The organism is Priestia sp. JV24, assembly GCF_025910025.1.
GTDB lineage: Bacteria > Bacillota > Bacilli > Bacillales > Bacillaceae_H > Priestia > Priestia megaterium.
This window is the reverse complement of sequence record NZ_JAPCIN010000022.1, coordinates 1-11636: the sequence shown is the minus strand read 5'-3', so window position 1 is coordinate 11636 and position 11636 is coordinate 1. Positions and strand designations below refer to the sequence as shown.

The 11636-nt window shown below is 36.1% G+C and carries 9 protein-coding genes; 7 read left to right on the top strand and 2 right to left on the bottom strand.

Annotated features, from left to right (window positions below; translation table 11 throughout):
* Positions 1 to 176 precede the first annotated feature (176 nt).
* From OK414_RS19160 to OK414_RS19135, 6 genes are all read left to right on the top strand, one after another.
* Positions 177 to 1178 carry a LacI family DNA-binding transcriptional regulator gene (locus tag OK414_RS19160; protein WP_263044938.1) on the top strand — a complete coding sequence of 334 codons (1002 nt, stop codon included), beginning with the start codon at positions 177 to 179 and terminating at the stop codon, positions 1176 to 1178.
* A 353-nt stretch (positions 1179 to 1531) separates the two neighbouring features.
* Positions 1532 to 2353, top strand: coding sequence for a sugar phosphate isomerase/epimerase family protein (locus OK414_RS19155; RefSeq protein WP_034649933.1), 822 nt, complete (start codon positions 1532 to 1534; stop codon positions 2351 to 2353).
* Between the two features lie 131 nt (positions 2354 to 2484).
* Positions 2485 to 3666 (top strand): Gfo/Idh/MocA family protein, encoded by a 1182-nt coding sequence (locus tag OK414_RS19150; protein ID WP_263044937.1) that lies wholly within the window; start codon positions 2485 to 2487, stop codon positions 3664 to 3666.
* A 187-nt stretch (positions 3667 to 3853) separates the two neighbouring features.
* Positions 3854 to 5032: a Gfo/Idh/MocA family protein gene (locus tag OK414_RS19145; RefSeq protein WP_016766272.1), complete on the top strand. Its 1179-nt coding sequence runs from the start codon at positions 3854 to 3856 to the stop codon at positions 5030 to 5032.
* Positions 5029 to 6000 (top strand): sugar phosphate isomerase/epimerase family protein, encoded by a 972-nt coding sequence (locus OK414_RS19140; protein WP_047933505.1) that lies wholly within the window; start codon positions 5029 to 5031, stop codon positions 5998 to 6000. Before OK414_RS19145 ends, OK414_RS19140 begins: the two co-directional genes overlap by 4 nt.
* A 129-nt stretch (positions 6001 to 6129) precedes the next feature.
* Entirely contained in the window at positions 6130 to 7407 is a 1278-nt protein-coding gene (locus OK414_RS19135) for an MFS transporter (RefSeq protein ID WP_263044936.1), read from the top strand.
* Positions 7408 to 8187: 780 nt separating this feature from the next.
* On the opposite strand, the gene OK414_RS19130 is transcribed toward OK414_RS19135, so the two are convergent.
* Both OK414_RS19130 and OK414_RS19125 read right to left on the bottom strand, forming a co-directional pair.
* Positions 8188 to 8676, bottom strand: coding sequence for a CBO0543 family protein (locus tag OK414_RS19130; RefSeq protein ID WP_034649939.1), 489 nt, complete (start codon positions 8674 to 8676; stop codon positions 8188 to 8190).
* Between the two features lie 374 nt (positions 8677 to 9050).
* On the bottom strand, positions 9051 to 9836 hold the full coding sequence (locus OK414_RS19125) for an SDR family NAD(P)-dependent oxidoreductase (RefSeq protein ID WP_016766268.1): 786 nt from the start codon (positions 9834 to 9836) through the stop codon (positions 9051 to 9053).
* Between the two features lie 425 nt (positions 9837 to 10261).
* Here OK414_RS19125 and OK414_RS19120 point away from each other — a divergent pair, with 425 nt between their 5' ends.
* Positions 10262 to 11362: a major royal jelly family protein gene (locus OK414_RS19120; RefSeq protein WP_263044935.1), complete on the top strand. Its 1101-nt coding sequence runs from the start codon at positions 10262 to 10264 to the stop codon at positions 11360 to 11362.
* The last annotated feature ends 274 nt before the right edge of the window (positions 11363 to 11636 follow it).

Sequence of the window (11636 nt, the reverse complement as noted above, 5' to 3'; positions counted from 1 at the left end):
TAATTGCTGAGTTTTTTTAATTTGTTGTTTTTTTGTTTATATGGATAAAAACGACGCTTAAAAGGATTTTTAAAGAGTTTGAACCTCAGAAAATGTTGTCTGAATCCAATTAGACAATATTTTTGTATGCGATTACAATTCTGTTATAGAGAAGAACAAGAAAAGAGAGTCGTAAAATGGTGCGAATAATAGATGTAGCAAAAAAAGCAAATGTTTCAACTGCTACAGTGTCAAGAGTGCTAAGTAAACCTAACACTGTAACGGAAGAAACGACTGAGAAAGTATTACAAGTAATTAAAGAATTAAACTATCAGCCAAATGCATTAGCTCGCCAGTTAAGAACATTAGAAACGAAAACCATTCTAGTCATTGTACCTGATATAACAAATCCTTTTTTTTCGAAGGTATTAAGAGGAATTGAGTCTGTAGCTGTCATAAACGGATATCAAGTTCTGCTTGGGGATACGGGCAATGATTTAGAAAGAGAAAATGGGTATTTAAATATACTTCTGCAAAAAAAAGCTGATGGAATGGTTTTACTAACGGCGAGAATGAAATCGAAGAACATTGAGGAAATGGCTCTCAAATATCCTGTAGTTTTGGCATGTGAATATATAGAAGGTTCAGCCATCCCCACCGTTTCTATTAATAATATCAGCGGGGCTCAAAAAGCAACAGAATATTTGGTTAAGCTGGGACATAAAAGGATAGGATTTATATCAGGTCCCCTAGGTGGAGTGATAGGCCAAGATCGATTAAAAGGATTTTATCAGACAATGACACGATACAACCTGACAGTTGAGTCCATTCTAGTGCAGGAGGGTGATTTTTCTTATGAAAGCGGTTTTAATATAATGAATCAATTATTGGATCTTAATCATCCTCCGACAGCCGTGTTCGCAGCCAATGATGAGATGGCATTTGGAGCTATAAATGCTATTTCTTCAAAAGGATTAAGTGTTCCACATGATATTTCCGTAGTAGGATTTGATGATATAAAATTTTCATCTATTTTCAAACCGGCTCTTACAACCATCTCACAGCCAGCTTTTGAGATGGGCACGATGGCAATGAAATTACTTATAAAGTTGATGAATAAGGAAGAAATTGAAAGACATCAATATTTAATGGAAGATCAGCTTATCATACGCGATTCATGCTCAACACATCTTTCATAAGGGAATAAGAGTTCTTTTGAAAATGTATCTGATGATTTAAATCTTCTTATTTTTTAAAAATTAAGATGTAATCGATTACAAATGGTTGGAAAAAGAATTGCTTAATATCCGATTAAAAAGGGATTTTTAGTTTGGGTTCTTGATAAGTACAATCAATTACAAATACAGGTAGTAAACACAGCTTCTTCTTATAATAAATTAAAAAATATAGTCTTTTTCTAGAATACTTTGTAATCGATTACATGTATTTTGATTCAATTATTTCTTATCTAAATTAATTTAAGGAGGTGATGAAATCCCAGTATTAATACACCATGTACTCATAAGGAATCTTTAAAGATAGGAGAGAAACCATGAAACTAGGATATCAGACAAATACGTGGGGCGGGGTAGTAGGGCATCCTGCCGGAGTCACTTCGATAAAAGACCTTTATTACCTTGCAAATGGATCAACAGAAGAAGCTTTAAAGGATATTGCAGAAGTTGGATATAAAGGATTTGAAATGTTTGACGGAAATCTAATGGAATTTAAAGATAGAAAAGAAGAATTTAGAGCATTGCTGAACCGTTACTCTTTAGACTTTATTGGAGTTTACACTGGAGGGAATTTTATTTTTCCAGATATTTTGGAAGAAGAATTATTAAAAATTGAAGAGGTTGCAGCTCTTGCTTCTGAACTAGGAGCGAAGCATCTAGTAATTGGCGGAGGAGCTATCCGTGCGAATGGTATTTTAGAAAGCGATTACACTGATTTAGGCAATGCTCTTAATCGAGTAGTAGTAATTGCAGAGAAATATAATCTTATTCCAAGTTATCACCCGCATTTAGGAACAAACGTAGAGGCCCCAGACCAGCTGGACAAATTAATGGCACTAACAACGATTAATTTATGTCCGGATACAGCGCATATCGAAGCAGGTGGAGGGAATCCGGTAGAAGTAATTAAAAAATATGCAGATCGCATTAAATATATTCATTTCAAAGATTATTATAATGGAGAATTTCTTCCTTTAGGAGAAGGACATCAAAAGTTTGATCAAATGATCCAAGTTCTGGATGAAATTGGATATGATGAATGGCTTACAGTAGAATTAGATAGCTATAATGATCCGAAAAAAGGAGCAGAAATCAGTTTTAACTTCTTATTAAGTTTTGAAACGGCAAATAAGTCTTAAGGTCAAGAAGAAAGTAGCAGAGATAATATATTAGAAACTTGAAGTCTAATTTACCATAACGATATAGAAAATGTTATTTAAAAGATAATAGATCAGAATAAATAGACTACTTTCATAGGAGGAGAATAAAAATGAAAAAGTTAAACGTAGGTATGATTGGCGGAGGATTTATGGGGAAAGCGCATGCACTTGCTTATGCAGGTATGCCAATGTTTTTTTGGCCGGCGCCAGCAGTTCCTCAACGACACACAGTGGTTGATGTGACCGAAGAGTTAGCAAAAGATGCAGCAGAACGTTTAGGATTTGAAAACTATTCATCTGATTGGAGAAAGGTAGTAGAAGATCCTGAAATTGATATTATTGATATTGTAACACCAAATGACTCTCATGCAGAGATTGCCATTGCAGCTGCCAAAGCAGGTAAACATATCATTTCAGAAAAACCGTTAGCACGAACTGCAGCAGAAGCAAAAACAATGCTTGACGCAGTAAAAGAAGCAGGTGTTAAACATATGGTCGCATTTAACTATCGCAGAACACCAGCCGTTGCTCTAGCAAAAAAATATATTGAGGAAGGAAGAATCGGAAAGATTTTAAACTTCCGAGGCACATACCTGCAAGACTGGTCTGCGGATCCTAACTCGCCTTTATCATGGCGCTTCCAAAAAGAGCGAGCTGGTTCAGGTGCATTAGGTGATATCGGAACACATGTGATTGACTTTGCAAGATATCTTGTGGGTGACATTTCAGAAGTAATGGCTATTGCAAAGACATGGATTGGTGAAAGACCGATTCAAAGTGGCGGGGTAGATAAACTAGGAACTGTAAAAGCAGAAACTGATGTACCAAAAGGTAAAGTTGATGTAGACGATGAATTTTCAACTTTAATTAAATTTGATAACGGCGCAGTTGGAAGCATTGAAGCGACTCGTAATGCCTGGGGTCGCAACAACTTCTTAACATTTGAAATTCACGGAGAGAAAGGTTCATTATACTTTAACTATGAACGCCGTGATGAGCTTCAAGTATGTTTCTCCAATGATCCAAGTGATAGCCGCGGATTCAGAACGGTTTATACAGGACCTGCACATCCATATGGAGAAGGTCTATGGCCAATCCCAGCATTAGGAATTGGGTACGGGGAAACAAAAATTATTGAAACATATGATTTCCTCAAATCAATCGCTGAAGATACAAGCGTATCACCAGATTTTGAAGACGGTTATCAAATCGCCGTTATTTCAGATGCTATCCTTGAATCAGCTGAAAAAGGTGTATGGGTTAATCTTACAGAAAATTTAGTGAAAGCTTAAGCAATAGTTTAGTAGTGGCTAGTCCTAGTAGACTAGCCTTTATTAGAAATAGAGTTGTTGATTTGTGATTCAGATCAATAGAGGCAAGTCAGCAAACGGCTATATATAAAGGTTTTAATTCTCTTTTTAGCTACTACGTAAGTAAAAGAAATCATGGAAAATACAGTTTATTAAGGTGGAGAAAGAAATGGAAAAAATAAAAGTTGGAGTTATTGGGACAGGGTTTATTGGACCTACTCATATTGAGGCTATCAGAAGACTCGGTTTTGTAGAAGTAGTTGGATTAGCAGAACATGGCCAGGAAGTAGCAGAACAAAAAGCGGTTGAACTTGGAATTCCGAAAGCTTATGGGGATTATCGTGACATGTTAAAAGACAGTGAGATTCAAGTTGTTCATAACTGTACACCTAATCACCTTCACTTTCAAATTAATAAAGAAATTATTCAAGCAGGCAAACATGTGTTATCGGAGAAACCATTAGCTATGTCTAGTGAAGAATCAGCCGAGCTATTGAAATTAGCTAAAGAGCACCAGGTCGTACATGGCGTAAACTTTAACTACCGCCAATTTCCGATTGTAAAACAATTAGAAACAATGATCAGAAACGGTGAGTTAGGGAAAGTCAACTTAGTGCACGGAAGTTATTTACAAGACTGGTTATTGTTCGAAACAGACTTTAATTGGCGTTTAGCTCCTGAAGTCGGAGGGAAATCACGAGCGGTAGCGGATATCGGTTCTCATTGGTGTGATACAGTTCAATATGTAACAGGTAAAAAAATCGTCGAAGTTTTTGCTGATTTAGCAACTGTTATACCAGTAAGAAAAAAATCTACTTCTCAAGGATCTACTTTTGGGGGACAAAAAGGACAAGAAGAAGCATATGAAGATGTTCCGATTAACACAGAAGACTATGCATCTGTTCTTGTACGTTTTGAAGACGGGGTAAAAGGCTTATTTACTGTGTCTCAAGTAAGTGCAGGGCGAAAAAATAGACTAAGCTTCGAAATCGCTTGCAGTCAAAATTCTGCTTTTTGGAATCAAGAAGAACCAGAAAAGCTGTGGATTGGCTATCGAGATCAACCAAATCAAACTCTTCTTGCAGATCCTACTTTATTTAATCCTGAAGCAAAATCGTCCATTCATCATCCGGGGGGCCATAATGAAGGCTGGCCAGATGCATTAAAAAATGGATTGTTGAATTTCTATACCTTTATTCGAGAAGGTAAAAATCCTTTAAGTGATAAAGCCACTTTCGCGACATTTGAAGATGGACATATGTCCATGTGCATTACCGACGCCATTTTGGCAAGTCATGAACAACAAAAATGGATGAAAGTGAAGGTAAAGCAGGAGGTACGTGCATGAAATTAGGGGTGTTTACAGTTCTTTATCAAAACTTGCCTTTTGAAGAGATGCTGGACAAACTATGTGAAATGGGTGTAGAGGCCGTTGAATTGGGCACAGGCAATTATCCAGGAAACAGTCATTGTAATCCCGATGAATTACTAGAGAGCCCAGAGAAATTAAAAAGATTTCAAGCTGCCCTTACAAGTAGAGGACTTACAATAAGTGGTCTAAGTTGTCATGGAAATTTACTGCATCCAAATAAGATAGTTGCCAAAAAGGCTCATGATGTGTGGAGAAAAACAGTTTTATTAGCTGAACGTTTAGAAGTGCCGGTGATTAATGGATTTTCTGGGTGCCCAGGTGACCACCCAGGTGCCAAAAATCCGAACTGGGTAACCTGCTCTTGGCCACAGGAATATACAGAAATCCTAGATTGGCAGTGGAATGAAGTAGTCATTCCTTACTGGAAAGAGGAAGTGAAATTTGCAGAGTCACACGGTATCCATCAAATTGCGCTTGAAATGCACCCGGGGTTTGTTGTGTATAACCCTGAAACTCTCTTGAAATTAAGAGAGCATGCTGGGCCAAGTATTGGAGCTAATTTTGATCCAAGCCATTTGATTTGGCAAGGGATTAATCCAGTAGAAGCCATTAAAAAACTTGGTCGAGAAGAGGCTATTTTTCATTTTCATGCAAAAGATACGTATTTGGATCAGGCAAACATTAGTGTTAATGGGGTATTAGATACAAAACATTACAGTGATACTTTGAATCGTTCGTGGACATTTAGATCCGTAGGATATGGGCAAAACGAAAAAGTATGGAAAGATATGGTGAGTGCGCTTCGTGCGGTAGGATATGATTATGTGATATCCATTGAACATGAAGATATGCTAGCTTCGTTAGATGAAGGATTAAGTAAGGCCATCTCTTTATTAAAAGGCGCACAATTTAAAGAACAATTAACTGAAATGTGGTGGGCGTAATAGTATATTTTCTATATAATTAACGATAAATACCCAATCGGGTATTTATCGTTAACCATTGAAGAGAACCATCTAATGAGTAAATGTGACTATCAGCATTGTTAAATATATAATTTTGAGGTGATTAAAATGAATGCGATTTCAAAAAGAGAGCAAAACACCAAAGGTCTTCCATCAGCTATGATTTGGGGCTATATCGCAACTCTAATTTTTATGGTAGGAGATGGTCTCGAACATGGTTGGCTTTCACCATATCTTATTGAACATGGCTTAACCGTTCAACAATCTTCTACTCTCTTTGCAGCATACGGAGCTATATTAGCAATCGCCTCCTACTTTTCGGGTGTCCTTACAGAAGCATGGGGACCAAGAAAGGTTATGATAGCAGGCTTGGTTATCTGGTTAGTAGGTCAAATTCTTTTTATTGAATATGGTCTAAAACCGCATAATTATGCAGTTATGTTACCGACTTATGCTATTCGAGGATTTGGTTATCCTTTATTTTGCTATTCGTTTTTAGTTTGGGTTACGTATCGCAGTCCTGAACGTATTTTAGCTACGGCAATAGGGCTATTTTGGGCAGCATGGAGTGGCGGTCTTTATGTTGTTGGAAGTTATTTTCCAGCTTATATGATTCCGAAAATCGGATATATTGGATTAATGTGGAGTGCGGTCGTATGGGTGTTAATCGGTGGATTAATTGGAGTTGTTGTTGTAAAAGGCCAAGTACATGAACGTAAGGGTAATGGCAAGGAAAAATTGAAAAGTTTACTCAGTGGACTAACTATTTGTATTGAAAAGCCAAAAATCGCAATAGGCGGAGTTGTTCGTATAATAAACTCCACCGGCGTAGGTGCTCTTCCAATCTTTTTCCCTCTATACTTGTCCTCTGAATATGGATACAGTACAGAAGAATGGTTACAAGTATGGGGAACTATGTGGGTGGCCAATATCTCTTTTAACTTAGTCATTCCTTATATCAGTGACAAATGGTTAGGTTGGCGAAAGACAATTATGTGGATTGGCAGTGTCGGTTGCGGTGTAATGACTCTGGTTATGCTTTATACTCCTCAAATGTTCGGGCATAATTTCTGGGCATTAACTGTGGTAGGCATAATTTTTGGAATCGTTCTATGTGGTTATGTACCACTCTCTGCTCTAGTAAGTTCATTAGCACCCGAAAAGAAAGGCTCAGCTATGGCTATTGTAAGTTTTGGGGCTGGAATGTCTTACTTTATTGCACCTGCAATTGTAGGAACATTCATTGGTAGCATGGGTGTACACGGAGTCATGTGGATATTTGCTGGTTTGTATTTTGTTAGTGCTATTTTGATGATATTTATGAAATTACCAGGTGAAAAAAAACAAAACAAGAGCAGTTATTCACCTGAGAAACAAGTCGGTTGAAAGTAAGGACAATCAATATGGCAGACAGGATTTTATACTGTTTTAACGAATTACTAAAGTGAGTGGATATCATATAACAAACATAATAAAAAAGTCCTTGAAATTCAAATGATTTCATGGATTTTTTTATTTTCCTAATGGACAAGTTAACAGGTGAATTCTTTAGAGATGTTAGCAATGCATGAGTTATTTTATACTCCCATTTAAAGAATCTCTGCCTAAAGTGTGTGAATCAAATGAGATAATTGCAGAAATAAAGTATCCCTTGTATTAAGGTTGTTCATATGCAAAATTAATAAATAACTCTTCTTTCTTAGCCCTGCTGCTCTAATTCTTAGTCAGCGATCTCCTCCACATTTAATAAAGCAATTACCTATTTGCTCTTGTAGAGTAAAGCTCTCTTTTTTGATGTGTTTCTTCTATTGATGATAAAGAAAGAATAAATAAACTCTAAGATTGTAGCTAAAGCTAGAATAGGCACAGTAACCTTAATTATAATACCAAAAGTACTTGCTGTATCAACTGATAAAAGAAACAATCGAATTGTAACTACATACAAAATTATCGAAGTGACTAAAGAAACGATTGATATCTTTAACGCATTAAAAAAAATTCTCCATACAACTGACCGTTTTTGGTGTTTATTAACAGAAAATCAGTAGGATATTTAAGTTAATGTAGAGAAGAAATTGCGAATAATTGAAACAAATAGGCAGATTTAATCATTCTTCAAATGTTCCTATATTTTTTTGCCTCTTGTTGTTGATTAACAAGCACTATCTAAGATAAATCGTACTCATTATTAAAAATATGTCTTATAACAGACATTGTAAATCTAACCAATAATAAGGAAAAAGAGAGAGAATAAAAAGTAGTTGTCCAATTCCATCCATTTTTATATTTAATAAGGCGTGTATTTTTTTCTAGCCACAGCTCAGCAATAGTCATAGGTATACTGAAATACAGAACTTTTAAAAGGCACTGAATGATGCGGGAATCCTTAGTTAGTTGATTATAAAAGACACAAGTAATTGGGAAAAGTATGTAATCAAACAACACGCTTGTTTTAACTTGTCTTGGAAATCGGGTGGGATATTGAACATAGCCTCTTTTTACAATCAGATTATCGACCAATGATGCATAGTAACTTTTTATAAAGAAAACAAGGAGCCATTCCTTTGCAAGTGGTTTTTTTATTAAATATATAAAAGAACTAATACCAAAGAGATAAAGGAATTTTATAAGGTTTATTTCAAATTTTCGACCCAATGTTTAGCACCTCCACAAAGATAGTTTATCTTTAATGCAGAAGGTTATACTAAGGAAATTCCATAATTAGATTAGTAAACAGTGAATAAGCAAGGTTCTATTTTGATATAAAATTGTTTCCAGGTTATGAACATTTTCACTTAAACTAACGGGTAGCAAATGCTTAATATGTACAACCGCTTTCTCACTTATTTGAAATAGAAACGGTCACCGTGACTCTAGACAAGCTGGCGAGAAGGTTTGCTCTTTAGTCTTCTTGACGGATTGGCTGATACCCGTGCTGGAGCTGGACATTCTATAAAATATAAAAGAATAATCATAGGGACAGCTCTACTTTTTCAAAGAGGAAAGGATCCGCCCCTGTGATTAAAAACTTATTTTCTTTTAAGAAGCCAGTCTTGAAAATCGGTGGCAATTATTCTTTCACCTGTGATTCCCTCTGCAGCAGCTGAGGCTAAAAAAACAATCGGCTCGGCCATAACCTTTGGATCTAATAGCTGGAATTTTGATTCAATCTCTTTTCGAACTTCGTCCGGAATCATCCCGGTAGTAGTGGCACCACCCGGTAAAAGCATATTCACCATAATTCCATATTCCTTTAAATCTTCGGCCATTATATATGAGAGTGATTCAGTAGCTGCCCTCGATGGTCCATAGGGTACAAAACCCTTTCTTTTCATAGTCTCATGGTTCATAGAAATATTAATCATTCGCCCATGACCTTGTTCCATCATTAAAGGAGCAAACCCTCGAGCTACTAAAAAATAGCCTGTGAGATTGATGTCAATTAAATCTCGAAACCCCTCTGGTGTTACTTTGAAAAATGGCTGAGGCTCGACTAAAAAACGCGGGTTTACTGTCCTCATTCCAATTCCCGCATTATTGACGAGAACATCGAGTTTCCCCCATTCTCTTTTCACCCATTCGACCGCGTTATTGACGGATTGTTCTGATCGAACATCTAAAGGAATTCCAACAGCAGGATAACCCTCGCGCTTTAATTTCTCTACTGCTTGATCCAATTTAGTTCCACCTCTAGAAGCTAACGCCACCGTGGCGCCACCTTGAAGCAAAGCCTCCGCCATGGAAAATCCTAGGCCGCTTGAAGCACCTGTTACGAGTGCATGGATATTTCTTAACTCTTTTGTATTCATTGGCATTTTCCCTCCGAAATGTTATTAAACCACTGACTGATACAGTATTCTATGTAATCATCACTTTATACGAAATTTCTTTAAAAAGCAAAGCTATGATAAAAGAGTAGGGGACTTAAATTGCTAAAGAGGCGGTTTAGCTTAAATACATTTCTTCATAAAGTTAAAAAAGAAAATTTTCCTAATTTCTTATTTATAACAGCTTACCGTTGATTTGGGAATATTGAACTTCACTACCTGCTAATTGAATTCTACTTCATCTGGAGACCTTTAAATTAAAATGTTTCCTTCCTTCTGAGAGACTTATTAAATTTCGAAAACAATCAATTCAACCATCTTTTCGTATAGAAAACCTTATTAAGAAACATGCATTAGAAAAAATATAAATCATATATATGAGATATCCCGTTTGAATGTTTGAGGAGGATATTATGAAACCTATGTTACCTAGTGAAAAATATTTCGGTAATTTAGAACTAGTTTATGCATTTTATGGGGCTATGCCTACAGGTGTTACTGTTTCAGAAACCGGTCGTATTTTCATTTGCTTTCCGAAATGGGGAGACGATGTTAAATTTACAGTGGCGGAAATTGTTCAAGATAAATTGCAGTCTTATCCCAATTTACAAACCAATTTGGTTAACTCCGAAAATATCACAATGACTTTCATCAGTGTCCAAAGTGTAGTCGCTGATGGAAGGGGAACGCTTTGGATATTAGATACAGCAGCACCCAATTTTTCTGAACCTATTAAGGGGGGAGCGAAATTAGTCGCTGTTGATTTAGAAACCAATACAATAAGAAAAGTATATACCTTTACAGAAGATATTGTTCTACCTACAACTTATCTGAATGATGTCCGTTTTGATTTTCGTGTTGGAAAAGCAGGTTATGCCTATATAACAGATTCTTCTTCAAAAGGACCAGGAGCTATTATTGTCGTAGATTTATCAAATGGAAACGCGTTTAGACGGTTAAATGGAGCAAAATCAACTTCACCCGATCCCTATTTTTTACCGAAGGTAGAAGGTGAAATTTTGATGAATAGAAACATAGATGGCTCAACTTCCCCATTTAGATTGGCTTCTGATGGAATAGCGATTTCTCCCGATGGCAAAGTTTTATTTTTTTGTCCACTAACCAGTCGTCATCTTTTCTCGATTCCAACAGAAGTTCTAAGGAACCGAACTATACCAGACAAAGATTTAATTTATCATGTGGAGTATTGGGGAGAAAAAGGTGCTTCTGATGGAATGATCACCGACGCAAAGGGAACTGTTTATGCTGGAGATTACGAAAACAACAGTATTCGTAAGATATTTCCAAATGGCATAATGGAAACTATCGCACATGATCCGAGAATTTTGTGGCCGGATACTTTTTCAATCGGTCCAGATCAATATTTGTATGTCATTGTGAACCAATTACATCGACAGCCTAGATTTCATTATGGAAAAGACTTACGAGAGAAACCTTATAGTTTACTTCGTATCAAAATTGATGAATTTCCTGCTCCAACCTTTTCATCATAAAAATAGTCAATTAATTGTTTTCATTATATAGTGTAAAACAAACACGAGTAAGCAAGAAGTATTAGCTTTATTTACTTCTGCCAAATAACATCAAAATGGTTTAATAGAAACAGTTTATTTGGTTAGTGTTAAACTGTTTAAGGGAATTTTTTACAATATCGGTAAATTCAATGCAGTATTAATATTATTTAAATCCAAACGGGTCTGTTCGTTTGGATCTCAAGCATGGTAATCCTTATAAGCTTATTTAATAACATGAATACTGCATACATAT

What these genes read in the sequence shown, in the direction of transcription:
- OK414_RS19145 (WP_016766272.1), top strand. Translation starts at nt 3,854, where the DNA reads ATGGAAAAAATAAAAGTTGGAGTTATTGGGACAGGGTTTATTGGACCT.
- OK414_RS19155 (WP_034649933.1), top strand. Translation starts at nt 1,532, where the DNA reads ATGAAACTAGGATATCAGACAAATACGTGGGGCGGGGTAGTAGGGCAT.
- OK414_RS19160 (WP_263044938.1), top strand. Translation starts at nt 177, where the DNA reads ATGGTGCGAATAATAGATGTAGCAAAAAAAGCAAATGTTTCAACTGCT.
- OK414_RS19140 (WP_047933505.1), top strand. Translation starts at nt 5,029, where the DNA reads ATGAAATTAGGGGTGTTTACAGTTCTTTATCAAAACTTGCCTTTTGAA.
- OK414_RS19125 (WP_016766268.1), bottom strand. Translation starts at nt 9,836, where the DNA reads ATGCCAATGAATACAAAAGAGTTAAGAAATATCCATGCACTCGTAACA.
- OK414_RS19150 (WP_263044937.1), top strand. Translation starts at nt 2,485, where the DNA reads ATGAAAAAGTTAAACGTAGGTATGATTGGCGGAGGATTTATGGGGAAA.
- OK414_RS19120 (WP_263044935.1), top strand. Translation starts at nt 10,262, where the DNA reads ATGAAACCTATGTTACCTAGTGAAAAATATTTCGGTAATTTAGAACTA.
- OK414_RS19135 (WP_263044936.1), top strand. Translation starts at nt 6,130, where the DNA reads ATGAATGCGATTTCAAAAAGAGAGCAAAACACCAAAGGTCTTCCATCA.